The sequence below is a fragment of the Streptomyces sp. NPDC049813 genome (assembly GCF_044465085.1).
Classification (GTDB): Bacteria; Actinomycetota; Actinomycetes; order Streptomycetales; family Streptomycetaceae; genus Streptomyces.
Window position 1 is genome coordinate 389753 of record NZ_JBITLI010000002.1, and the last position, 24251, is coordinate 414003.

The window sequence follows — 24251 nt, forward strand, 5'->3', positions numbered from 1 at the left end:
GGTGGCGAGGGGGCACCGTGCACACCGCCCCCTCGCCACCGCCGCTCGCGGCCGTACCTCAGCGCGCGTCGGCCGCCTTCACCAGTGCCTCCTTGGTCACCGCGCCCGCGTAGACCTTCCCGTCCTCGGTGATCAGCACGTTCACCAGGCGGGTCGAGTACACCGTGCCGGACCCGAACGTCCCCGTCACCTTGTCGCCCAGGGAGTCGAGGAACGTCTGCGCGTCGGCCGGCATGCCGCCCGGCGCGGAGCCGGAGGCCAGGGCGCCGATACCCGAGTCGCCGGGCAGCTTCAGCTCGGCGACCGAGGTCCAGCCCTTGCCGAGCACCTTCAGGCCGTCCAGTCGCGCGGCGTCCTGCGGTGCCCGCCCGGCCTTGCCCCGGTCCTGCGCGGGCAGCTCGTCGGCCTCGGTGACCTTGGTGCCCTTCGACGGCTCGAAGTCGAAGGTGGACGCGGCGGGCCTGGCGAAGTCGACCTTGGTGAAGCCGGCGTCGACCACCGCCGCCCCGCCGCTCGCCGGGGTCAGCGTGAACTTCAGCGGCGTACCGGTCTTCGCGTCCACGGCGACCGTGACCGCGCCGACCGTCGAACCGGACTGCTTGGGCGCGATCCGCAGCCGGTACGCGTCGCGTCCGGCGATCTGCGCCGTGCCGTCGACCGTGACCGAGGTGGTGGCACCGGACGCCTTCAGGACCTCGTCCGTCAGCTGCTTCGGCGTGGCCGGGACCCCGGAGGGGCCCTTCTCCGCCCGGTCGCCGGCTCCGCGGGCGCCCTCGCGGGCGTGGTAGGCCTCGTCGGACGCGCTGTCGTACGCCCATACGTCCGCGCCGTCGTGGATCACGCTGTACTCGGACGCGTCGTCCAGGACCGACAGCTTCTGCCGCTCCTCGCCGTCCGCCGCTACCCGCAGCGTGTGCGTGCCGGTGGCCAGTTCGGTCAGCTTCTCCCGCGGGTCCGCGGAGGAGGAGCCCTTGTCCCGGCCGCCGAGGCCGGGGGTCGCGCCGCCCAGCGACGGCAGGCCCAGATCCGTGTGGATCTTCACGGTGCCGGACAGCTGCTCGGTGTCCGACGCGGCGATCTTCTCGATCAGTTCCCTGGCGGTGATCTTCGGCAGATCCGGGTCGCCCGAGTCGGCGAGCGCCGGGACGAGACCGATCGTCGCCGCGGCCACCCCGACCACGGCCACGGGGACCGCGTACCGGGCCAGCTTGCGGCGCCCCGCGCCCTGGCTGTCTTCGGATTCGTACGGTGCCATGCTGTTGCCCTACCTCCGTGTTCGGCGGCGGCCTACGGTCCTGTGCACACGTAGGCGGCGGCCTACGGTCCTGTGCACACGTCGTCTGCCTGCCGGACGCTCCGCGCGCTCGTCCACTCCCAGCCGCCATTGTCACCCGGATTGGTCAGGAGTGGTGTACACAATCTGACCAAACCGGCCACCCCGATACGTCAGACCGCGGGATCAACTCCGCGTACACCTACGGGATGACATGACGGAGCGGCGCCGCCCCCGACCCCTAGGGCCCGTACTGGGGGACGGCGCCGCTCACCTCGGCGTCGGGGCGGTTCAGCCCGCCCGGTGGACCACCGCGTCGCAGAGCTCCACCAGCGCCGCCTTCGCCTCGCACTCCGGCAGCGGGGCGAGCGCCGCGCGGGCCTCCTGCGCGTACCGCACGGTGTCGCGGCGGGCCTGCTCCAGGGCCGGGTGGGCGCGCAGCCGGGCGATCGCCTCGGCCAGCCGGGCGTCGTCGGCGAGGTCGGAGTCGAGCAGCTCCACCAGCGCCTGGTCCTCGGGCAGTCCGAGCAGGCGGGCGCGCTCGCGCAGCCGCAGCACCGGCAGCGTGGGGATGCCCTCGCGCAGGTCGGTGCCGGGGGTCTTGCCGGACTCGTGCGAGTCCGAGGCGATGTCGAGCACGTCGTCGGCGAGCTGGAAGGCGACGCCGAGCCGCTCGCCGTACTGGGTCAGCACGTCGACGACCGTCTCGTCGGCGCCGGACATCATGGCGCCGAAGCGGCAGGCCACCGCGATCAGGGAGCCCGTCTTGCCGCTGAGCACGTCCAGGTAGTGGTCGACCGGGTCGCGGCCGTCGGCCGGGCCCGCGGTCTCCAGGATCTGGCCGGTGACCAGGCGTTCGAACGCCTCGGCCTGGATGCGGACCGCGTCCGGGCCGAGGTCGGCGAGGATGTGCGAGGCGCGGGCGAAGAGGAAGTCCCCGGTCAGGACGGCGACGGAGTTGTCCCACCGCTGGTTGGCGCTGGGCACGCCGCGCCGCACGTCGGCCTCGTCCATCACGTCGTCGTGGTAGAGCGTCGCGAGGTGGGTCAGCTCCACGACGACGGCGGAGGGCACGATGCCCGGCGCGTACGGGTCGCCGAACTGGGCGGCGAGCGTCACCAGCAGCGGCCTAAACCGCTTGCCGCCGGCCCGCACCAGGTGCTGGGCGGCCTCCGTGATGAAGGGGACCTCGCTCTTGGTCGCTTCGAGCAGCCCCTCCTCGACGGCCGTCAGGCCTGCCTGGACATCGGCTTCGAGGGCCTGGTCCCGCACGCTAAGACCGAAAGTCCCGACGACGGTCACGAGAGGTTCTCCTGTCTGCTGACGATCACATGGCGAACTCGGTCGATCATTCGGTCGATGACACGGTTTGTCGATGTGTCGCTGCCATCACTCAAGTCAGCGTATCCGGTCCCGTTTCGATCACCGGGGGCGCCTGCCCGGACAAGCCGGACCAGGCGGCCCGCGGACACCCCCGGTATGTTCTTGATCAGCCCATACGACCGGGAGTACGCACTTTGTCCCGCACCACTGTCCCCACCGGCCCCGCGGCCGAGCCCCCGCCGGGCGACGACACCGCCTTCTTCGGGCAGCCGCGCGGCCTGCTCGTGCTGTCGGGCCTGGAGGTCTGGGAACGCTTCTCGTTCCTCGGCATGCAGGCGATTCTCGTGCTGTTCTTCGCCGACACCGTCGCACACGGCGGCATGGGCATGGCGCCCGGCACCGCCGCCTCGGTCTCGGCGGCGTACGGCACCCTCGTCTACCTGGTCTCCGTCGGCGGCGGCTGGCTCGCCGACCGCATCCTCGGCTCGTACCGCGCCGTGCTGTGGGGCGGCGTCCTCATCGCCTGCGGCCACTACTCGATGGCCGTGCCCACCGCGACGATGACCTGGATCGGCCTCGGCCTGATCAGCGCCGGCACCGGCCTGCTCAAGCCGAACGTGGCCTCCATGGTCGGCAAGCTCTACCGCACCGACGACGAGCGCCGCGACGCTGGCTTCGCGCTGTACTACATGGGCATCAACATCGGTGCCTTCGCCGGCCCGCTGATCACCGGCTGGCTCGGCGACCACAAGGGCTGGCACTGGGGCTTCTCGGCCGCCGCCGTCGGCATGACCCTCGGCCTGATCCAGTACGTCGCCGGGCGGCGCCACCTGGCCGGGCGCAAGCACGCCGCCGAGTACGCGCTGGCGCCCGAGGGGATGCGCCGCGCGCTGCGGATGATCGCCGCCGGCGCCGTCGTGGTGGCCGCGGTCGCGGTCCTGCTCTCGCTGGCCGGCTGGCTCACCATGGACCGGTTCGTCGACTGCCTCACGGTCATCTCGGTGATCGCGCCGGTCGTCTACTTCACCGTCATGTTCCGCAGCCCGCGCGTCAGCGCCGAGGAGCGCGGTCGGCTGCGCCCCTACCTGGTGCTGTTCGTCGCCTCGGTCGCCTTCAACTTCATCCTCTTCCAGGCGTACTCGACGATGATCCTGCTGGCCTCGTCGAACGCCGAGACGACCATCTTCGGCTTCGACTTCCCGGCCGGCTGGTACGCCTCCGCGCTCGGCGCCTTCGAGGTCGCCCTGGCCCCCGTCGTCGCCGCCGTCTGGGCCCGGATGGGCACCCGCCAGCCGCACGCCTCGAACAAGATCGCCTTCGGTGTGATCCTGGGCGGTCTGTCGTTCCTGCTCATGGTCCTGCCGACGTCCGGCCACAGCGACGACACGTACACGATGGCCGTCTGGTGGATCGTCGGCTCCTACCTGCTGCTCGGCCTCGGCGACATCCTCGTGGAGACGTCCGGCATGTCCGCGACGACGAAGCTCGCCCCGCGGGCCTTCGCCAGCCAGACCATGTCGCTCTGGTTCCTCTCGCTCGCCCTCGCGAACGGCATCCAGGCCCAGACCGTGAAGCTCTACGGCAAGGTCTCCGACCCCGCCTACTTCGGCGTCAACGGCGCCGTCGCCGTCGCCGTCGGAGCCGCCGTCATCGCCCTGGCGCCGTGGCTGCGCCGCACCATGCACCCCGTTCACTGAAGCCACCGACGCCATCGAGGTTCTCCCATGAGCACTCCGAAGATCCGGACGACATTCCCCTACGGGACCACCCGCGAGGACATCCGCGTACCCCTCTCCGACGGCACGACGCTCTTCGCGCGCATCTGGCGCCCCGTCACCGACGAACCGGTCCCGGTCCTCCTCGAATACCTCCCCTACCGGCTCTCCGACTGGACGGCGCCCCGCGACTGGCAGCGCCACCCCTGGTACGCGGGGCACGGCTACGCCTCCGTCCGCGTCGACGTGCGCGGCCACGGCAACTCCGAGGGCATGCCGGGCGACGAGTACGACGAGCGGGAGCTCGGGGACGGCGTCGAGGTCGTCCACTGGCTGGCGGGGCAGCCCTGGTCGAACGGGAAGGTCGGCATGTTCGGCATCTCCTGGGGCGGCTTCAACTCCCTGCAGATCGCGGCCCTCGCCCCCGAGCCGCTCAAGGCGATCGTCACGGTCTGCTCCGCGGACGACCGCTACGACAACGACGTGCACTACATGGGAGGTTCCGTCCTCGCGGTGGACATGCACGCGTGGGCGGCGACCATGCTCGCGTTCGTCTCGCGCCCGCCTGACCCGCAGTTCGTCGGCGACCGCTGGCGGACCATGTGGACCGACCGGCTGGAGGGCGTCGAACCGTTCATCCACACCTGGCTTGGCCACCAGACCCGCGACGCCTACTGGCGCCACGGCAGCGTCTGCGAGGACTACTCCGCGATCAAGGCGGCCGTCCTCGCGGTGGGCGGCTGGCACGACCCGTACCGCGACACCGTGCTCCGCCTCGTCGAGGCGCTCCCCGACACGCAGGTGCGCGGCATCATCGGTCCCTGGTCGCACCAGTACCCGGACCGCGGCCTGCCGCCGGGCCCGGCGATCGGCTTCCTCCAGGAGACGCTGCGCTGGTGGGACCACTGGCTCAAGGGCGACGACCCCACCGACGTGATGGCCGAGCCCACGCTCCGCTCGTGGATCAGCGACGCGCACCCCCCGGCCACGGTCTACGAGGAGTTGCCGGGCCGCTGGGTCGGCGAGCCGTCCTGGCCGTCCCCGAACGTCACCCCCGTCTCCTACGCGCTCCAGGGCAGCCCTGTCCTGGTCCGCTCCCCGCAGCGCACGGGCCTGGACGCGGGCCGCTTCTTCCCGTTCGGCAACGACGCGGACCTGCCGCCCGACCAGCGGGACGAGGACGCGAAATCGGCCTGCTTCGAGTTCGAGGTGCCCGAGGACGTACGGGTCCTCGGCCGCCCCGAGGTCACCCTGCGGCTCACCTGCCAGGTGCCGCGCGGCCAGGTCGTGGCGCGGCTGTGCGACATCGCGCCGGACGGCTCCTCCACGCTGGTCACCCGCGGCGTCCTCAACCTCGGCTCGCGCCACGGCCGGGCGGCGTCCGTGCCCTGGCTGCCCGGCACCACCGAGGACGTCACCTTCCAGCTCAACGGCATCGGCCACACCTTCCCCGCCGGCCACCGCATCCGGCTCGCCGTCTCCTCGGCGTACTGGCCCTGGATCTGGCCGCAGCCCGGCTCGGAGGCCGGGTTCACCCTGAACCCGGCGGGCAGCGCGCTGCGGCTGCCGGTGCGCTCCGGCGACCTGGGCCCCGCGGTCTCCTTCGCCGCGCCCGAGCAGTCCGAGCCGCTCGGGGTCGTGTACCCGGCCTCGCTGGACGAGCCGCGGCCCGAGCGGCTCGTCGTGCGCGACGTGGCCAAGGGCGAGTGGCGCCTGGAGGTCGACCCCCGCTACGGCGGCACGCGCGTCTACCCGGACGGCCTGGAGTTCACCGAGGACGCCGTGGAGACGTACGTGATCCAGGAGGACGACCCGCTCTCCGCGCGCACCCGCTCCGACTGGACGATCCGGCTGCACCGGCCCGAACTCGGCTGGGACGCGCAGGTGCAGACCCGCTCCGAGATCACCTGCACGGCGACCGATTTCGTCACGTCGAGTGAGGTGGTGTGCCGGGACGGGGACGAGGTGGTGTTCCACCGGACGTGGGAGGAGCGCATTCCGCGTACGGCGGGGTGAGAGCGGGACGGTCGGACGGGGCCGGGCCGGGTGAGACGGGGGCTCGCGCACGGCTGGGCCGCGTTCGGAGTCCGGGTGAGCCGGGGCGCTCGCGCGCGGCCGGGTCGCGCCGGGCCGCTCGGGTTCCTAGCCGAAGACCCGTTCCAGTACCTCCGCCACCCCGTCCTCCTCGTTCGTCGAGGTCACCTCGTCGGCCACCGCCTTGAGGTCGGGGTGGGCGTTGGCCATGGCGACGCCGCGCGCCGCCCAGCCGAACATCGGGACGTCGTTCGGCATGTCACCGAAGGCGAGCGTGGACTCCGGGCCCGCGGCCAGGCGCTGGGCGGCCAGGCTCAGCCCGGTCGCCTTCGTCACGCCGTGCGGCTGGAGTTCGACGGTGCCGGGGCCCGACATGGTGACGGAGGCGAGCGGACCGACCGCCGCGCGGGCCACGGCCGCCAGTTCGTCGTCGCCCAGGGTGTCGTGGCGCAGCAGCACCTTGCTGATGGGGGCCGCCCACAGGTCGGCGCGGCGGTGCACCCGCACGGCGGGGAGCGTGGGGTGCGGCATCAGATACTGCGGCTCGATGAGCGTGAGGCCGTCGACGCCGTCCTGGTCGACGGCCGCGTGCACCTGCCCGACCTCCGCCTCGATCTTCCCGAGCGCCTGCTCGGCCAGCTCCCGGTCGAGGGTGAGCGACCACACCAGCCGGTCCCGCGCCGCGTCGTACAACTGCGCCCCCTGCGCGCAGACGGCGAGCCCTCCCCCGCCGGGGCCGAGGCCGCCGAGGAGCGGCCTGACCCGGGGCGCGGGCCGGCCCGTCACCACGATGTGCCGGGCCCCCGCCCCGACGGCGGTCGCGAGCGCGGCCCGGGTGCGGTCGGAGACGGTGTCGTCGTCGCGCAGCAGCGTTCCGTCCAGGTCGGTGGCGATGAGGGCATATGCGGGTGCGGGCATGATCCGAAGAATACGGACCGATCGCCCGCCTGGGCCCACGACTACCGGCCTTGTGGCACGGGTGTGGTAAAGGGGCGCCAAGGGGCCGGGTGCCGCGCGGCCCGGGCCCGCTGCGGGGCACTGCCCGAACCCGCGTGCGCCCCGTAACGTGAGCGCCAATCGATGAACAGTGAGGCAGGTAGGCATGGCTGGCACGTCCGAGCACACCCCGCTCGACCTCCCCGAGGGCGACCCCTTCGGCCCGCACAACCTCCCCTACGGCGTCTTCTCCGAGGGGGCCGACGGCGAACGCCGGGTCGGTGTCCGCCTCGGCGACCACGTCCTCGACGCGGGCGCGGCAGCCGCGGCCCTCGGCTCCCCCTACGTCTCGCTCCTGGCGCGGCCCAGCCTCGACCCGCTGCTGGCGGCGGGCCGCACCGCCTGGTCCGACGTGCGCCGCGCGCTGACCGCGTGGGTGACGGTGCCCGCCCACCGCGAGACCGTCCTGCCGCTGCTGCGCCCGCTCTCCGCGGTCACGCTGCACCTGCCCTTCACGGTCGCGGACTACGTCGACTTCTACGCCTCCGAGAACCACGCGTCGAACCTGGGCCGCCTCTTCCGCCCCGACGAGGAGCCCCTGAAGCCCAACTGGAAGCACCTGCCGGTGGGTTACCACGGCCGGTCCGGCACCGTCGTCGTCTCCGGGACCGACGTCGTGCGCCCCCGCGGCCAGCGCAAGGGCCCCGGTGATCCGGCCCCCGTCTTCGGCCCCTCGGTCCGCCTCGACATCGAGACGGAGGTCGGCTACGTGGTCGGGACGCCCTCCGCGCAGGGCACCGCCGTGCCGCTCTCCTCCTACCGGGACCACGTCTTCGGGCTCTGCCTCCTCAACGACTGGTCGGCGCGCGACATCCAGTCCTGGGAGACCGTCCCGCTCGGCCCGCACCTCGGCAAGTCCTTCGCCACGTCGGTCTCCGCCTGGGTGACGCCGCTCGACGCCCTGGACGCGGCCCGCGTGCCCGCCCCGGAACGCACCGTCCCGCTCCTGCCCTACCTGGACGACAGCGACCCGGGCCTCGACCCCGCCGGCTACGACCTGCGCATCACGGTCACCCTCAACGGCCACGTCGTCTCCGAGCCCCCCTTCGCCGGCATGTACTGGACCGGCGCGCAGATGCTGGCCCACATGACGGTCAACGGCGCCTCCCTGCGCACCGGCGACCTCTACGGCTCCGGCACCGTCAGCGGCACCGAGGAGAACGAGCGCGGCTCACTCATCGAGATGACCTGGAACGGGCAGCACCCTCTCGAACTCCCCGACGGCAAGCGGGGCTTCCTGGAGGACGGCGACGTGATCACCCTCACGGCCTGGGCCCCGGGCCCCCAAGGCACCCGCGTGGCCCTCGGCGAGGTAAGGGGCCGCATCACCCCCGCCCCATAAGGGGCACGAGGAACGGCGCCCCGAAAGGGGCGCGGGGAACGGCGCGAGCAACCACGACGGCGCCGCACCCGCCAACGAACCAGCGCCCCGCCAGGGGCGCGGGGAACGGCGCGAGCAACCACGACGGCGCGGCACCCGCCAAACCCCTCAACGACCGGCAACGGCGCTACGGCACCCCAACTCCCCACCGGCCCCAACCGCCCCAACCGCCCCAACCGCCGGAGGCCATGTCACCAGTCGATGTCCTCCGGCTCCGGCCCAAAATCCGGCTCGGGCCCGAAGTCCGGCTCCGCCTCGGCGGCCGGGGCCCGACCCGGGACCTTGGCCCGGGCCGGTGCCTGGCCCCGGCCCTGCCCCGGCACATCGGGGCCGGACCGGGAGCCGGACCCGGGCTCAGCCCCGCCCTCGTCCAGCGCGGCCAGCGCGAGAAGCACGCCCTCCCCCCACGTCGCCAGCTTCTTCTCGCCGACCCCGCCGATCGTGCCCAACTGCGCCAGCGACGTGGGCCGTTGCGTGGCGATCTCCTTGAGCGTCGCGTCGTGGAAGATGACGTACGCCGGGACCCCGTTCTCCTTCGCCTGCGCGCCGCGCCAGGACCGCAGCGCCTCGAAGACGGGCATCAACTCCGCCGGCAGGTCGGCCGCGGGCGACTTGGCCCGCCGCTCCCGCGCGGCGGCCCGCGTCACCGCCTTCGGCGCCTCCTTGCGCAGCCGCACCTCCCGCTGCTGCCCGAGCACGCTCCCGCTCTCCTCGGTCAGCACCAGCGTCCCGTACTCGCCCTCGACCGCGATGAGGGACTGCGCGAGCAACTGCCGCACCACGCCCCGCCACTCGTCCTCGGCGAGCTCCTCACCGATGCCGAAGACGGAGAGCTGGTCGTGGTCGAACTGGATCACCTTGGCCGTGCGCTTGCCCCGCAGGATGTCGATGATCTGGCCCGCGCCGAACTTCTGCCCCCGCTCCCGCTGCAACCGCACCACCGTGGAGAGGATCTTCTGCGCGGCGACCGTGCCGTCCCAGGTCTCCGGCGGGGTCAGGCACGTGTCGCAGTTCCCGCAGGCGCCGGGCGCCTCCTGGCCGAAGTACGTCAGGAGCTGGGCGCGCCGGCACTGCGCCGTCTCGCACAGCGCCAGCATCGAGTCGAGGTGGGCCGAGGCGCGGCGGCGGAACGCCTCGCCGCCCTCCCCCATGTTGATCATCTTCCGCTGCTGGACGACGTCCTGGAGGCCGTACGCCATCCAGGCCGTCGACGGCAGCCCGTCGCGGCCCGCGCGGCCCGTCTCCTGGTAGTACCCCTCCACGGACTTCGGCAGGTCCAGGTGGGCGACGAAGCGGACGTCCGGCTTGTCGATGCCCATGCCGAACGCGATGGTCGCGCAGACCACCAGGCCCTCCTCGCGCAGGAAGCGGGACTGGTGCGCCGCGCGCGTCCCCGCGTCGAGACCGGCGTGGTAAGGCACCGCCGTGATCCCGTTCCGGCACAGGAACTCGGCGGTCGCCTCGACCGACTTGCGCGACAGGCAGTACACGATGCCCGCGTCGCCCTCGTGCTCCTGCTGGAGGAAGGCGAGCAGCTGCTTCTTCGGGTCGGCCTTGCCGACGATCCGGTACTGGATGTTGGGCCGGTCGAAGCTGGCGACGAAGTGCTTGGCGTCCGGCATGCCGAGCCGCTGGGTGATCTCCTGGTGCGTGGCGTGCGTCGCCGTCGCGGTCAGGGCGATCCGCGGGACGTCCGGCCAGCGCTGCCCGAGCACCTCGAGGGCCAGGTAGTCGGGGCGGAAGTCGTGGCCCCACTGGGCGACGCAGTGCGCCTCGTCGATGGCGAAGACGGAGATCCGGCCGCGGGAGAGCAGCTGGAGCGTGGTGTCGAGCCGCAGCCGCTCGGGCGCCAGGTACAGCAGGTCCAGCTCGCCCGCGAGGAACTCGGCCTCGACGACGCGCCGCTCGTCGAAGTCCTGCGTCGAGTTCATGAACCCCGCGCGCACACCGAGCGCCCGCAACGCGTCCACCTGGTCCTGCATCAGGGCGATCAGCGGCGAGACGACGACCCCGGTGCCGGGCCTGACGAGGGCCGGGATCTGGTAGCAGAGCGACTTGCCGCCGCCGGTCGGCATGAGGACGACGGCGTCCCCGCCGCTCACCACCTGGTCGATGACCGCTTCCTGCTCGCCGCGGAAGGCGTCGTACCCGAAGACGCGGTGCAGCGTGTCCAGCGCCGCGCTGCGGACGCCACCGGCGCCCCCGGGGCCGCCGGCACCACCGCCGGCGCCGCCGGCGTCCTCGACGCCACCGCTGCCGTCGGCGCGCCCGACGCCCTCGCGCTCCGTCACCTCGCTCATACCCTCAGTCCCATTCCTCGCCTGTCCCCCACGCGTCGTGGCCCGACGTCTCCCGCAACGATAGGGGTCCGCACCGACAGCCCACGAAGTTATCCACAGGCTGGGGGCGCGCGGGCAGCGAAAAGCCCGGCCCCACCCCGGGGACCGGGCTCCACGCGGACGGCGGCCGGCCGTCGTCGGCCGCTCAGCGGACGAAGACGCCCGCCTGGCTCGCGAGGTCCAGGAAGTACTGCGGCGCGACGCCGAGCACGACCGTGACCGCGACACCGACCGCGATCGTCGTCATGGTCAGCGGCGACGGCACGGCGACGGTCGGACCGTCCGCCTTCGGCTCGCTGAAGAACATGAGGACGATCACGCGGATGTAGAAGAACGCGGCGATCGCCGACGAGATGACACCGACCACGACGAGCGCGCCCGCACCCCCCTCGGCCGCCGCCTTGAAGACCGCGAACTTCCCCGCGAACCCGGAGGTCAGCGGGATGCCCGCGAAGGCGAGCAGGAAGATCGCGAAGACCGCCGCCACCAGCGGCGAGCGCCGCCCGAGCCCCGCCCACTTCGACAGGTGCGTCGCCTCGCCGCCCGCGTCGCGCACCAGCGTCACCACGGCGAAGGCGCCGATGGTGACGAAGGAGTAGGCGCCCAGGTAGAAGAGGACCGAGGAGACGCCGTCCGGGCTGGTCGCGATGACACCCGCCAGGATGAATCCGGCGTGCGCGATCGACGAGTAGGCGAGGAGCCGCTTGATGTCGGTCTGCGTGATGGCGACGACCGCGCCCGCGAGCATCGTGACGATGGCTACGGCCCACATGACCGGCCGCCAGTCCCAGCGCAGGCCGGGCAGGACGACGTAGAGCAGCCGCAGGAGCGCGCCGAACGCGGCGACCTTGGTGGCGGCCGCCATGAAGCCGGTGACCGGTGTCGGGGCGCCCTGGTAGACGTCCGGGGTCCACATGTGGAAGGGGACGGCGCCGACCTTGAAGAGCAGGCCCATGACGACGAGGGCCATGCCGATGAGCAGCAGCGCGTCGTTACCCATGGTGTCGGCGAGCGCCGGGTCGACGTTCTGCACCGTGCCGTCGGCGACGCTCGCGATGGTGGCGTACGAGACCGAGCCCGCGTAGCCGTACAGGAGCGCGATGCCGAACAGGGTGAACGCCGAGGCGAACGCGCCCAGCAGGAAGTACTTGACCGCGGCCTCCTGCGACATGAGCCGCTTGCGGCGGGCCACAGCGCACAGCAGGTACAGCGGGAGGGAGAAGACCTCCAGGGCGACGAAGAGCGTCAGCAGGTCGTTCGCCGCGGGGAAGACCAGCATGCCGCCGATCGCGAAGAGCGCGAGCGGGAACACCTCGGTGGTGGTGAACCCGGCCTTGACGGCGGCCTTCTCGCTGTCGCTGCCGGGCACGGACGCGGCCTGCGCGGCGAACGAGTCGACGCGGTTGCCGTGCGCCTCCGGGTCGAGCCTGCGCTCGGCGAACGTGAAGATCGCGACGAGGCCCGCCAGCAGGATGGTGCCTTGCAGGAAGAGGGCCGGGCCGTCGACGGCGATCGCGCCCATGGCGGCGATGTGCGCCTTCGTGGTGCCGTACCCGCCGGCCGCGAGCCCGACGACCGCGGCGAAGGCGGCGGCGAGCGCGACGACGGAGAGGAACACCTGTACGTAGTAGCGGGACTTGCGGGGCACGAAGGCCTCGACCAGGACCCCCAGGACGGCGGCACCGATGACGATCAAGGTCGGGGACAATTGCCCGTACTCGATCTTCGGCGCGTCGATCTTGGAGATCGGGTCGGCGGCGGTTGTCCACAGGCTGTGGACGGCTGAAGCGCTCACTTGTGGGCCGCCTCCACTTCCGGCTTCGGGTCCTTCTTCTGGACGTCGGACATGGTGTGCTTGACGGCCGGGTTCACCAGCTCGGTGAGCGGCTTCGGGTACACACCCAGGAAGATCAGCACGGCGATCAGCGGCACCACGACCGCCAGCTCACGCACCCGCAGATCGGCGATCCCCTCGGTCGAGGGCTTCACCGGGCCGGTCATGGTGCGCTGGTAGAGGACCAGCGTGTAGAGCGCGGCGAGCACGATGCCGACGGTGGCGATGATGCCGATCACCGGGTAGCGCGCGAACGTGCCGACCAGGACCAGGAACTCGCTCACGAACGGGGCGAGCCCCGGCAGCGACAGCGTGGCGAGACCGCCGATCAGGAACGTGCCGGCGAGCACCGGGGCGACCTTCTGCACGCCCCCGTAGTCCGCGATGAGCCGCGAGCCGCGCCGCGAGATCAGGAAGCCGGCGACGAGCATCAGCGCGGCCGTCGAGATGCCGTGGTTGACCATGTAGAGCGTCGCGCCGGACTGGCCCTGGCTGGTCATCGCGAAGATGCCCATGATGATGAAGCCGAAGTGCGAGATCGACGCGTACGCCACCAGGCGCTTGATGTCGCGCTGGCCGACGGCGAGCAGTGCGCCGTAGACGATGCTGATCAGGGCGAGCACCAGGATGACCGGCGTCGCCCACTTGCTGGCCTCCGGGAAGAGCTGGAGGCAGAAGCGGAGCATCGCGAACGTGCCGACCTTGTCGACCACCGCGGTGATCAGCACGGCGACCGGGGCGGTGGCCTCCCCCATCGCGTTCGGCAGCCAGGTGTGCAGCGGCCACAGCGGGGCCTTCACCGCGAAGGCGAAGAAGAACCCGAGGAAGAGCCAGCGCTCGGTGCTGGTCGCCATGGAGAGCGAACCGTTGGCCCGGGCCTCGGCGATCTCCTGGAGCGAGAAGTTCCCCGCCACCACGTAGAGGCCGATCACGGCGGCCAGCATGATGAGACCGCCGACGAGGTTGTAGAGGAGGAACTTCACGGCCGCGTACGAGCGCTGCGCCGCCGCGTTCTCCTCGGTGCCCGCGTGGGCCCGGTCCCCGAAGCCGCCGATGAGGAAGTACATCGGGATGAGCATGGCTTCGAAGAAGATGTAGAAGACGAAGACGTCGGTGGCCTCGAAGGAGATGATCACCATCGCCTCGACCAGCAGGATCAGGGCGAAGAAGCCCTGCGTCGGCCGCCACCTGCTGTTCCCGGTCTCCTGCGGATCCGCGTCGTGCCAGCCGGCGAGGATGATGAACGGCATCAGCAGCGCGGTCAGCGCGACGAGCGCGACCCCGATGCCGTCCACGCCCACTTCGTAGCGGACACCGAAGTCGGCGATCCACGCGTGCGATTCGGTGAGTTGGTAGCGGCCGCCGTCCGGGTCGAAGCGGATCGCGACCAGCGCCGCGAGCACCAGCGTCCCGACCGAGACCAGGAGGGCGAGCCATTTGGCCGCGGTGCGTTGTTTCGCCGGCACGGCGGCCGTGGCGATGGCCCCCACGGCCGGGAGCACCGCCGTCGCTGTCAGCAGAGGAAAGGACATCGGTATCAGACCGCCCTCATCAGCAGGGTCACGGCGACGATGAGTGCCGCACCGCCGAACATCGAGACGGCGTACGAGCGCACGTAGCCGTTCTGGAGCTTGCGCAGCCGGCCGGAGAGGCCGCCCACCGACGCCGCCGTCCCGTTGACCACCCCGTCGACCAGGGTGTGGTCGACGTAGACCAGCGAGCGGGTGAGGTGCTCGCCGCCGCGGACCAGGACGACGTGGTTGAAGTCGTCCTGGAGGAGGTCGCGGCGGGCCGCGCGGGTGAGCAGCGAACCGCGCGGGGCGACCGCGGGGACCGCCTTGCGCCCGTACTGGAGCCAGGCCAGGCCGACCCCGACGACCAGGCAGACCATGGTGGCGCCGGTGACCACGCCCGCGCTGACGGGCGCGTGCCCGTGGCTGTGCCCGGTGACCGGCTCCAGCCAGTGCAGGAAGCGGTCGCCGATCGAGAAGAAGCCACCGGCGAAGACCGAGCCGACGGCCAGCACGATCATCGGGATCGTCATGGACGACGGCGACTCGTGCGGGTGCGGCTCGTCGTGGGCGCCGCGCGTCTCGGCGGCGGGTTCCGCGCTGGGCTGCTCCGGCGAGGCGGTCGCGCGGTTCTTCCAGCGCTCCTCGCCGAAGAAGGTCATGATCATCACGCGGGTCATGTAGAACGCGGTGATCGCGGCGCCGAGCAGCGCGACGGAGCCGAGGATCCAGCCCTCCGTGCCGCCCTTGGCGAACGCCGCCTCGATGATCTTGTCCTTGGAGAAGAAGCCGGACAGGCCGGGGAAGCCGATGATCGCGAGGTACCCGAGTCCGAACGTCACGAAGGTGACCGGCATGTACTTGCGGAGGCCGCCGTACCTGCGCATGTCGACCTCGTCGTTCATGCCGTGCATGACCGAACCGGCCCCGAGGAAGAGCCCGGCCTTGAAGAAGCCGTGCGTCACCAGGTGCATGATCGCGAAGACGTAGCCGATGGGGCCGAGGCCCGCGGCGAGCACCATGTAGCCGATCTGCGACATCGTCGAGCCCGCCAGGGCCTTCTTGATGTCGTCCTTCGCGCAACCGACGATCGCACCGAACAGCAGCGTGACCGCGCCGACGACGGTGACGACGAGCTGCGCGTGGGGCGCCGCGTCGAAGAGCGCCCCGGAGCGGACGATCAGGTAGACGCCGGCGGTCACCATGGTCGCGGCGTGGATGAGGGCGGAGACCGGGGTCGGGCCCTCCATCGCGTCGCCGAGCCAGGACTGGAGCGGGACCTGCGCCGACTTGCCGCACGCGGCGAGCAGCAGCATCAGCCCGATCGCGGTCAGCTTGCCCTCGCCCGTGTCACCGACGCTGTCGAGCACGGGCTTGAAGGCGAACGTGCCGAACGTGGTGAACATCAGCATGATCGCGATCGACAGGCCCATGTCGCCGACCCGGTTGACCAGGAACGCCTTCTTCGCGGCCGTGGCCGCGCTCGGCTTGTGCTGCCAGAAGCCGATGAGCAGGTACGAGGCGAGGCCCACGCCCTCCCAGCCGACGTACAGCAGCAGGTAGTTGTCGGCGATGACCAGCAGGAGCATCGCCGCGACGAACAGGTTCAGGTAGCCGAAGAAGCGGCGGCGCCGCTCGTCGTGCTCCATGTAGCCGATCGAGTACAGGTGGATCAGCGTGCCGACCCCGGAGATCAGCAGCACGAACGTCATCGACAGCTGGTCCAGCTGGAAGGCGACGTCCGCCTGGAAGCCCTCGACCGGGATCCAGCTGAACAGGTGCTGGGTGAGCGTGCGCTCCTCCGCGTCCTTGCCGAGCATGTCCGTGAACAGGACGACGGCGATCACGAAGGAGGCGGCCGCGAGCAGCGTGCCGAGCAGATGGCCCACCCGGTCCAGCGCCCGCCCGCCGCACAACAGGACGGCGGCTCCCAGCAGGGGCGCCGCTACCAGCAGCGCAATCAAGTTCTCTGCATTCATGTGGTTCGCGGCCCCTTACAGCTTCATCAGGCTGGCGTCGTCGACCGAGGCCGAGTGGCGGGAACGGAACAGCGACACGATGATCGCGAGCCCGACCACGACCTCCGCGGCGGCGACGACCATCGTGAAGAACGCGATGATCTGGCCGTCGAGGTTGCCGTGCATCCGGGAGAACGCGACGAAGGCGAGGTTGCACGCGTTCAGCATCAGCTCGACGCACATGAACACCACGATCGCGTTCCGCCTGATGAGCACGCCGGTGGCACCGATCGTGAACAACAGGCAGGCGAGATAGAGGTAGTTGACGGGATTCACTTGGACGCCTCCTCGGCCTGCGCGGCGCTGTCGCGGTCCGTGCGCTCCAGCCGCTCGGCGGACCGCTGCTCCAGGGCCTTGAGATCGCTCAGCGCCGCGGCGGACACGTCCCGGATCTGGCCGCGCTCGCGCAGCGTCCCCATCACCGTCAGCTCCGAGGGCGTGCCGTCGGGCAGCAGGCCGGCGATGTCCACCGCGTTGTGCCGGGCGTAGACGCCGGGGGCGGGCAGCGGCGGCAGGTGCTTGCCCTCGCGGACGCGCTGCTCGGCCAGCTCGCGCTGGGTCTTGGCCCGCTCGGTGCGCTCGCGGTGCGTGAGCACCATCGCGCCGACCGCGGCCGTGATGAGCAGGGCGCCGGTGATCTCGAAGGCGAAGACGTACTTGGTGAAGATGAGGGCGGCGAGGCCCTCCACGTTCCCGTTCGCGTTCGCCTTGCCGAGGCCGTTGAACTGCGAAAGCGACGCGTTCGCGACGCCCGCGACCAGCAGGACACCGAAGCCGAGACCGCACAGGGCGGCCAGCCAGCGCTGCCCCTTGATGGTCTCCTTCAGGGAGTCCGCGGCGGTGACGCCGACGAGCATGACCACGAAGAGGAAGAGCATCATGATCGCGCCGGTGTAGACGACGATCTGCACGATGCCCAGGAAGTACGCGCCGTTGGCCAGGTAGAACACCGCGAGGATGATCATGGTCCCGGCCAGGCAGAGCGCGCTGTGCACGGCCTTGCGCATCAGGATCGTGCACAGGGCGCCGATGACGGCGACCGTGCCGAGGACCCAGAACTGGACGGCCTCGCCCGTGGAGGTGCCGGAGGCGAGCGTCGCCGCGGCGGCGAGCTGCGACATCAGTGGATCACCTGCTCGGACGCGGGCTCGCCGTCACCGAAGGTCGAGGCGGCCTCCTGGGGCGTCTCCCCCTTGCTGAGCGCCACCTGGCGCTCGGTGCCGGGCGCGGCCTCGGTGACCAGGCCCCGGTAGTAGTCCTGCTCGTCCATGCCGGGGAAGATCGAGTGCGGCGAGTCGACCATGCCCTCGTCGAGCCCGGCGAGCAGCTGCTCCTTGGTGTAGATCAGGTTGGCCCGGCTGCTGTCGGCCAGCTCGAACTCGTTCGTCATCGTGAGCGCCCGGGTGGGGCACGCCTCGATGCACAACCCGCACAGGATGCAGCGGGCGTAGTTGATCTGGTAGACGCGGCCGTAGCGCTCGCCCGGGGAGTAGCGCTCCTCCTCGGTGTTGTCCGCGCCCTCCACGTAGATGGCGTCCGCCGGGCAGGCCCACGCGCACAGCTCGCAGCCGACGCACTTCTCCAGGCCGTCCGGATGGCGGTTGAGCTGGTGCCTGCCGTGGAAGCGGGGAGCGGTGACCTTCTCCTGCTCCGGGTACTGCTCGGTCAGCCGCTTCTTGAACATGGCCTTGAAGGTCACGCCGAATCCGGCGACGGGGTTCTGGAACCCCGGGTTGGTGTCTTTCTCGTCAGCCATCGGACGCCTCCTTTCCGTCACGAGATCCGCCAAGTGATTCGTCACTCGGAGTATCGGGGCCACCACTGACAACCAACTCCCGCTCGTGGCGGGAGCGTCGGCGCGGCACCGGGGGCAGGGTCTGGCCGGGCAGCGGAGGCACCGGGAAGCCGCCCGCCATCGGGTCGAAGGCGGCGGGCTCCTCGGCCTCGGCGCGCCGCTTGTGCCCCCGGTCGCGGAAGATGTCCACGACGAACGAGAGCAGCAGGATCACGAGGATCGCGCCGCCGATGTAGAGGGCGATGTCGGCGAAGTCGTAGTTCTCGTTGTGCAGGGTCCGCACCGTCGCGACGAGCATCAGCCACACCACGGAGACCGGGATCAGCACCTTCCAGCCGAGCTTCATCAGCTGGTCGTAGCGGACCCGCGGGAGCGTGCCGCGCAGCCAGATGAAGAAGAACAGCAGCAGCTGGACCTTGACGACGAACCAGAGCAGCGGCCACCAGCCGTGGTTGGCGCCCTCCCAGAACGTGGAGACCGGCCACGGTGCGCGCCAGCCGCCCAGGAAGAGCGTCACGGACACCGCCGAGACCGTCACCATGTTCACGTACTCGGCGAGCATGAACATCGCGAACTTGATGGACGAGTACTCGGTGTTGAACCCGCCGACCAGGTCGCCCTCGGACTCCGGCATGTCGAACGGGGCGCGGTTGGTCTCCCCGACCATCGTCACGATGTAGATCAGGAACGAGACCGGCAGCAGCACGATGTACCAGCGGTCGTGCTGCTGGGCGACGATCTCCGAGGTCGACATCGAACCCGAGTACAGGAACACCGAGGCGAACGCGGCGCCCATCGCGATCTCGTAGGAGATCATCTGCGCGCAGGAGCGCAGCCCGCCGAGGAGCGGGTAGGTGGAGCCGGAGGACCAGCCGGCGAGGACGATGCCGTAGATGCCCACGGAGGCGACCGCGAGGATGTAGAGCATCGCGATCGGCAGGTCCGTGAGCTGCATCGCCGTCCGGTGGCCGAAGATCGAGACCTCGTTGCCGGCCGGGCCGAAGGGGATGACGGCGATCGCCATGAAGGCGGGGATCGCGGCGACGATCGGCGCGAGGATGTAGACGACCTTGTCCGCGCGCTTGACGATCAGGTCTTCCTTGAGCATCAGCTTGATGCCGTCGGCGAGCGACTGGAGCATGCCCCAGGGGCCGTGCCGGTTGGGCCCGATGCGCAGCTGCATCCAGGCGACGACCTTGCGCTCCCACACGATGGAGAAGAGCACGGTCACCATCAGGAAGGCGAAGCAGAACACCGCCTTGACGACGACCAGCCACCACGGGTCGGTGCCGAACATCGACAGGTCCTCGCTCGCCAGCGGGCTCAGTGCCGTGGGGCTCATGACTGCACCTCCGGGGCCGCGGCGGGCGCCGGGCCGATCTTCACCAGGTCGCCGGGGACGGCGCCGGTGTCCGAAGCGACGCCGCCGCCCGTGGAGTTCAGCGGCAGCCACACCACCCGGTCCGGCATCCGCGTCACCTCCAGGGGCAGTGCGACCGCGCCCGCGGGACCGGTGACGGCCAGCACGGCGCCGTCCGCCACCCCCAGCTCGGCGGCGGTGGCGGCGGACACGCGCGCGCGGGCGGCGTGCCGCGTACCGGCGAGCGCCTCGTCGCCGTCCTGGAGACGGCCCTGGTCGAGCAGGAGCCGGTGCCCGGCGAGGACGGCCTCGCCGACGGCCGGCCGCGGCGGCTGCCCGCCGGTCTCCAGCGGCTCGCTCGCGTGCGGCCCGTCCCAGCTGCCCAGGCGGTCCAGCTCGCCGCGCGCGGCGCGCAGGTCCGGCAGCCCCAGGTGGACGTCCATGGCGTCGGCCAGCATCTGCAGCACGCGCGCGTCCGTGGGCGCGACGCGGCGCGTCATCTGATCGGGCTTGAGCGCGGCCTCGAACAGCCGCGCGCGGCCTTCCCAGTTGAGGAACGTGCCCGCCTTCTCGGCGACCGCGGCCACCGGCAGCACGACGTCCGCGTGCTCGGTGACCTCGCTGGGCCGCAGCTCCAGGGAGACCAGGAAACCGGCCTCGTGAAGCGCTTCACGCGCGCGTGCCGGGTCGGGCAGGTCGGCGATCTCGACGCCCGCCACGAGCAGGGCCCGCAGCTCGCCGGTGGCGGCGGCCTCGACGATCTGGCCGGTGTCGCGCCCGTAGCGGTGCGGCAGTTCGGCCACCCCCCACGCGGCGGCGACCTCGTCCCGCGCGCGCGGGTCGGTCGCCGGACGGCCGCCCGGCAGCAGCGACGGCAGCGCGCCCGCCTCCACGGCGCCGCGCTCACCGGCCCGGCGCGGGATCCACACCAGCTGGGCGCCGGTCGCCGACGCGACGCGTACCGCGGCGGTGAGGCCGCCGGGGACGGCCGCGAGCCGCTCGCCGACGACGAGCACGGCGCCCTCGGCGCGCAGCGCCTGCGCGACGGCCGCGCCCGCCTCCTCCAGGCCGGCGCCGGAGGCGAGCGCGTCCAGCCACTCGGTCTCGGTGCCGGGCGCGGCGGGCAGCAGCGTGCCGCCCGCCTTCTCCAGGCCGCGCGTCGCGTGCGTGGCGATCGAGAAGACCCGCTGGCCGTGATTGCGCCAGGCCTTGCGGAGCTTGAGGAAGACGCCGGGCGCCTCCTCCTCCGACTCGAAGCCGACGAGGAGCACCGCGGGCGCCTTCTCCAGCTTCGTGTACGTGACGCCGCTGCCGTCCAGATCACGGCCGCGCCCCGCGACGCGCGCGGCCAGGAAGTCGGCCTCCTCGCTGCTGTGCACGCGCGCGCGGAAGTCGATGTCGTTCGTGGCGAGGGCGACCCGCGCGAACTTGCTGTACGCGTAGGCGTCCTCGACGGTCAGCCGGCCGCCGGTGAGCACCCCGGCACGGCCGCGCGCCGTCGCGAGCCCGCGGGCGGCGGTCTCCAGCGCCTCCGGCCAGGACGCGGGCCGCAAAGCCCCCGACTCGGCGTCCCGCACCAGGGGCGTCGTCAGCCGGTCCGGCCGCTGCGCGTACCGGAAGCCGAACCTGCCCTTGTCGCAGATCCACTCCTCGTTGACCTCGGGCTCGTTCGCCGCGAGGCGCCGCATGACCTTGCCGCGCCGGTGGTCGGTGCGGGTCCCGCAGCCCCCGGCGCAGTGCTCGCACACCGACGGCGACGACACCAGGTCGAAGGGGCGGGAGCGGAACCGGTACGCCGCCGAGGTCAGCGCGCCGACCGGGCAGATCTGGATGGTGTTCCCGGAGAAGTACGACTCGAAGGGGTCGCCCTCGCCCGTGCCGACCTGCTGGAGCGCGCCGCGCTCGATCAGCTCGATCATCGGGTCGCCCGCGATCTGGTTGGAGAACCGGGTGCAGCGCGCGCACAGCACGCACCGCTCGCGGTCGAGCAGCACCTGCGGGGAGATCGGCACCGGCTTCTCGTAGGTGCGCTTCTTGCCCTCGAAGCGCGACTCGGACTGGCCGTGCGACATCGCCTGGTTCTGCAGCGGGCACTCACCGCCCTTGTCGCAGACCGGGCAGTCCAGCGGGTGGTTGATGAGCAGCAGCTCCATCACGCCGTGCTGCGCCTTCTCGGCGACGGGTGAGGTGAGCTGGCTCTTGACCACCATGCCGTCGGTGCAGGTGATGGTGCAGGACGCCATCGGCTTGCGCTGGCCCTCCACCTCCACGATGCACTGGCGGCAGGCGCCGGCCGGGTCGAGGAGCGGATGGTCGCAGAACCGGGGGATCTCGATGCCGAGCAGTTCGGCGGCCCGGATGACCAGGGTGCCCTTGGGCACGCTGATCCCGATCCCGTCGATCGTCAGCGAGACTGTTTCTTCGACGGCCTTCGACGGCCCCGCCGCCTCGCCGCCCCCGGAGGGAGCGCTGGTCGTGACGGTCATGCGTTCACCTCCGTGCGGTGCTGGTCGGTGCCGTCCGCCCAGAGCGTCGAGCGGGCGGGATCGAAGGGGCAGCCCTTGCCCGTGATGTGCTGCTCGTACTCGTCGCGGAAGTACTTGAGCGAGGAGAAGATCGGCGAGGCGGCGCCGTCGCCGAGGGCGCAGAACGACTTGCCGTTGATGTTGTCGGCGATGTCGTTCAGCTTGTCGAGGTCGGCCAGGGTGCCCTTGCCGGCCTCGATGTCGCGGAGCAACTGCACGAGCCAGTACGTCCCTTCGCGGCAGGGCGTGCACTTGCCGCAGGACTCATGGGCGTAGAACTCGGTCCACCGCGTGACCGCGCGCACCACGCAGGTCGTCTCGTCGAAGCACTGGAGCGCCTTGGTGCCGAGCATCGAGCCCGCGGCGCCGACGCCCTCGTAGTCGAGGGGCACGTCGAGGTGCTCCTCGGTGAACATCGGCGTGGAACTGCCGCCCGGGGTCCAGAACTTGAGGCGGTGGCCCGGGCGGATGCCGCCGCTCATGTCGAGGAGCTGGCGCAGCGTGATGCCGAGCGGGGCCTCGTACTGGCCGGGCGAGGCGACGTGGCCGCTGAGCGAGTAGAGCGTGAAGCCGGGCGACTTCTCGCTGCCCATCGAGCGGAACCAGTCCTTGCCCCGGTTCAGGATCGCGGGAACCGACGCGATGGACTCGACGTTGTTCACCACAGTGGGGCAGGCGTACAGGCCCGCGACGGCAGGGAAGGGGGGACGCAGTCGCGGCTGACCACGCCGGCCTTCGAGCGAGTCCAGGAGTGCGGTCTCCTCACCACAGATGTACGCGCCCGCGCCGGCGTGCACGGTGAGCTCAAGGTCGAGACCGGACCCGAGGATGTTCTGCCCGAGGTACCCCGCGGCGTAGGCCTCGCGCACGGCCTCGTGCAACCGCCGCAGGACGGGGACCACTTCACCGCGCAGGTAGATGAACGCGTGCGCGGAACGGATCGCGTAACAGGCGATCACGATGCCCTCGATGAGGCTGTGCGGATTGGCGAACAGGAGCGGGATGTCCTTGCAGGTCCCCGGCTCCGATTCGTCGGCGTTGACAACTAGATAGTGCGGTTTGCCGTCTCCCTGCGGGATGAACTGCCACTTCATCCCGGTCGGGAACCCGGCGCCACCACGCCCGCGGAGCCCCGCGTCCTTCACATAGGCGATCAGATCGTCCGGCTCCATCGCGAGGGCCTTGCGCAGCCCCTCGTAACCGTCGTGCCGGCGGTACACATCCAAGGACCAGGACTTGTCCTCGTCCCAGAAGGCGGAAAGGACCGGTGCGAGCACCTTCTCCGGGCTGGTGTCGTTGTTGTCGATCTCGGCTGCCAAGGTCATCACTCCCCCTCCTCGGCGGCGGGACCCGCCGGGTGGGACGGGTCGGAGGCCGATGTGTCCTGCGGCGCGTCGTGCGAGCTCAGATGCTCGCTGGGTGACGGCTCGTGCGGTGCGTCGCCCTCGACGGCGGCCGAGCGCGGGTGGACCACGCGCGCGGGCTGCGTCTCGCCCTTGGCGAGCCGCAGCCCGATCAGGGACGCGGGCCCCGCGCTGCCGCTCGCCTCGACGGCGCCCGGGCGCTCGTCGGGGAAGCCGGCCAGGATGCGCGCGGTCTCCTTGAAGGTGCACAGGGGGGCACCCCGGGTGGGGGACACCTCCGCTCCGGCACGCAGGTCGTCGACGAGGCGCTTGGCGGACTCGGGGGTCTGGTTGTCGAAGAACTCCCAGTTGACCATCACCACGGGGGCGAAGTCGCAGGCCGCGTTGCACTCGATGTGTTCGAGCGTGACCTTGCCGTCGTCGGTGGTGCCGCCGTTGCCGACGGCGAGGTGCTCCTGGAGCGACTCGAAGATGGCGTCGCCGCCCATGACGGCGCACAGGGTGTTCGTGCAGACGCCGACCTGGTAGTCGCCGCCGGGCGCCCGCCGGTACATGGAGTAGAAGGTGGCGACGGCCGTCACCTCGGCGGTGGTCAGGCCGAGCACGTCCGCGCAGAACTGCATGCCGGTGCGGGTGACGTGCCCCTCCTCCGACTGGACGAGGTGGAGCAGCGGGAGCAGCGCCGAGCGGGAGCCGGGGTAGCGGGCGACGATCTCCTTCGCGTCGCTCTCCAGGCGGGCTCGGACGTCGTCCGGGTACGCGGGCGCGGGCAGTCGGGGCATG

General features: G+C 71.5%; 17 protein-coding genes. 3 read left to right on the forward strand and 14 right to left on the reverse strand.

From position 1 onward, the window contains the following. Positions 1–58: 58 nt before the first annotated feature. Both ACIBW6_RS05890 and ACIBW6_RS05895 read right to left on the reverse strand, forming a co-directional pair. Positions 59–1255 carry an outer membrane lipoprotein carrier protein LolA gene (locus ACIBW6_RS05890; protein WP_399057050.1) on the reverse strand — a complete coding sequence of 399 codons (1197 nt, stop codon included), beginning with the start codon at positions 1253–1255 and terminating at the stop codon, positions 59–61. Positions 1256–1564: 309 nt separating this feature from the next. Then, a complete protein-coding gene (locus tag ACIBW6_RS05895; RefSeq protein WP_399057053.1) occupies positions 1565–2575 on the reverse strand; it encodes a polyprenyl synthetase family protein in 1011 nt (336 codons plus the stop codon). A 215-nt stretch (positions 2576–2790) separates the two neighbouring features. Between ACIBW6_RS05895 and ACIBW6_RS05900 the strand changes: the two genes are divergently transcribed. Next, on the forward strand, positions 2791–4293 hold the full coding sequence (locus tag ACIBW6_RS05900; RefSeq protein WP_399057055.1) for a peptide MFS transporter: 1503 nt from the start codon (positions 2791–2793) through the stop codon (positions 4291–4293). Positions 4294–4320: 27 nt separating this feature from the next. Beyond that, a complete protein-coding gene (locus tag ACIBW6_RS05905) occupies positions 4321–6327 on the forward strand; it encodes a CocE/NonD family hydrolase (protein ID WP_399057057.1) in 2007 nt (668 codons plus the stop codon). Positions 6328–6453: 126 nt separating this feature from the next. Here the strand turns inward: ACIBW6_RS05905 and ACIBW6_RS05910 are convergent, their stop codons facing one another. After that, the gene (locus tag ACIBW6_RS05910; RefSeq protein WP_399057059.1) at positions 6454–7263 is read right to left on the reverse strand and encodes an HAD family hydrolase; all 810 of its coding nucleotides are present in this window, start codon (positions 7261–7263) and stop codon (positions 6454–6456) included. 184 nt (positions 7264–7447) lie between these two features. Here ACIBW6_RS05910 and fahA point away from each other — a divergent pair, with 184 nt between their 5' ends. Then, a complete protein-coding gene (gene fahA / locus ACIBW6_RS05915) occupies positions 7448–8683 on the forward strand; it encodes a fumarylacetoacetase (protein ID WP_399057061.1) in 1236 nt (411 codons plus the stop codon). 230 nt (positions 8684–8913) lie between these two features. Here the strand turns inward: fahA and recQ are convergent, their stop codons facing one another. From recQ to nuoE, 11 genes are all read right to left on the reverse strand, one after another. Then, entirely contained in the window at positions 8914–11022 is a 2109-nt protein-coding gene (gene recQ / locus ACIBW6_RS05920; protein ID WP_399057063.1) for a DNA helicase RecQ, read from the reverse strand. 184 nt (positions 11023–11206) lie between these two features. Continuing rightward, a complete protein-coding gene (gene nuoN, locus ACIBW6_RS05925; RefSeq protein ID WP_399057066.1) occupies positions 11207–12856 on the reverse strand; it encodes an NADH-quinone oxidoreductase subunit NuoN in 1650 nt (549 codons plus the stop codon). Further along, the gene (locus ACIBW6_RS05930; protein ID WP_399057067.1) at positions 12853–14427 is read right to left on the reverse strand and encodes an NADH-quinone oxidoreductase subunit M; all 1575 of its coding nucleotides are present in this window, start codon (positions 14425–14427) and stop codon (positions 12853–12855) included. The genes nuoN and ACIBW6_RS05930 overlap by 4 nt, the downstream gene beginning before the upstream one ends. Positions 14428–14432: 5 nt before the next feature. Beyond that, the gene (gene nuoL / locus ACIBW6_RS05935) at positions 14433–16385 is read right to left on the reverse strand and encodes an NADH-quinone oxidoreductase subunit L (protein ID WP_399057069.1); all 1953 of its coding nucleotides are present in this window, start codon (positions 16383–16385) and stop codon (positions 14433–14435) included. 15 nt (positions 16386–16400) lie between these two features. Then, a complete protein-coding gene (gene nuoK / locus ACIBW6_RS05940; RefSeq protein WP_361552021.1) occupies positions 16401–16700 on the reverse strand; it encodes an NADH-quinone oxidoreductase subunit NuoK in 300 nt (99 codons plus the stop codon). Further along, on the reverse strand, positions 16697–17545 hold the full coding sequence (locus tag ACIBW6_RS05945; RefSeq protein WP_399057072.1) for an NADH-quinone oxidoreductase subunit J: 849 nt from the start codon (positions 17543–17545) through the stop codon (positions 16697–16699). Before ACIBW6_RS05945 ends, nuoK begins: the two co-directional genes overlap by 4 nt. After that, on the reverse strand, positions 17545–18180 hold the full coding sequence (nuoI, locus tag ACIBW6_RS05950) for an NADH-quinone oxidoreductase subunit NuoI (protein ID WP_399057074.1): 636 nt from the start codon (positions 18178–18180) through the stop codon (positions 17545–17547). Before nuoI ends, ACIBW6_RS05945 begins: the two co-directional genes overlap by 1 nt. Then, positions 18173–19546 (reverse strand): NADH-quinone oxidoreductase subunit NuoH, encoded by a 1374-nt coding sequence (gene nuoH / locus ACIBW6_RS05955; protein ID WP_399057689.1) that lies wholly within the window; start codon positions 19544–19546, stop codon positions 18173–18175. The genes nuoI and nuoH overlap by 8 nt, the downstream gene beginning before the upstream one ends. Before the next feature lie 11 nt (positions 19547–19557). After that, positions 19558–22065: an NADH-quinone oxidoreductase subunit G gene (locus ACIBW6_RS05960; protein WP_399057076.1), complete on the reverse strand. Its 2508-nt coding sequence runs from the start codon at positions 22063–22065 to the stop codon at positions 19558–19560. Continuing rightward, positions 22062–23429 (reverse strand): NADH-quinone oxidoreductase subunit NuoF, encoded by a 1368-nt coding sequence (gene nuoF, locus ACIBW6_RS05965; protein ID WP_399057078.1) that lies wholly within the window; start codon positions 23427–23429, stop codon positions 22062–22064. The genes ACIBW6_RS05960 and nuoF overlap by 4 nt, the downstream gene beginning before the upstream one ends. Further along, positions 23429–24250 carry an NADH-quinone oxidoreductase subunit NuoE gene (nuoE, locus tag ACIBW6_RS05970; protein WP_399057691.1) on the reverse strand — a complete coding sequence of 274 codons (822 nt, stop codon included), beginning with the start codon at positions 24248–24250 and terminating at the stop codon, positions 23429–23431. The genes nuoF and nuoE overlap by 1 nt, the downstream gene beginning before the upstream one ends. Between the last annotated feature and the right edge of the window lies 1 nt (position 24251).

Coding starts and splice junctions, on each gene's coding strand:
- ACIBW6_RS05890 (WP_399057050.1), bottom strand. CDS start 1,255: ATGGCACCGTACGAATCCGAAGACAGCCAGGGCGCGGGGCGCCGCAAG.
- ACIBW6_RS05905 (WP_399057057.1), top strand. CDS start 4,321: ATGAGCACTCCGAAGATCCGGACGACATTCCCCTACGGGACCACCCGC.
- ACIBW6_RS05910 (WP_399057059.1), bottom strand. CDS start 7,263: ATGCCCGCACCCGCATATGCCCTCATCGCCACCGACCTGGACGGAACG.
- fahA (WP_399057061.1), top strand. CDS start 7,448: ATGGCTGGCACGTCCGAGCACACCCCGCTCGACCTCCCCGAGGGCGAC.
- recQ (WP_399057063.1), bottom strand. CDS start 11,022: ATGAGCGAGGTGACGGAGCGCGAGGGCGTCGGGCGCGCCGACGGCAGC.
- ACIBW6_RS05930 (WP_399057067.1), bottom strand. CDS start 14,427: ATGTCCTTTCCTCTGCTGACAGCGACGGCGGTGCTCCCGGCCGTGGGG.
- nuoL (WP_399057069.1), bottom strand. CDS start 16,385: ATGAATGCAGAGAACTTGATTGCGCTGCTGGTAGCGGCGCCCCTGCTG.
- ACIBW6_RS05945 (WP_399057072.1), bottom strand. CDS start 17,545: ATGTCGCAGCTCGCCGCCGCGGCGACGCTCGCCTCCGGCACCTCCACG.
- nuoI (WP_399057074.1), bottom strand. CDS start 18,180: ATGGCTGACGAGAAAGACACCAACCCGGGGTTCCAGAACCCCGTCGCC.
- ACIBW6_RS05960 (WP_399057076.1), bottom strand. CDS start 22,065: ATGACCGTCACGACCAGCGCTCCCTCCGGGGGCGGCGAGGCGGCGGGG.
- nuoF (WP_399057078.1), bottom strand. CDS start 23,429: ATGACCTTGGCAGCCGAGATCGACAACAACGACACCAGCCCGGAGAAG.
- nuoE (WP_399057691.1), bottom strand. CDS start 24,250: ATGCCCCGACTGCCCGCGCCCGCGTACCCGGACGACGTCCGAGCCCGC.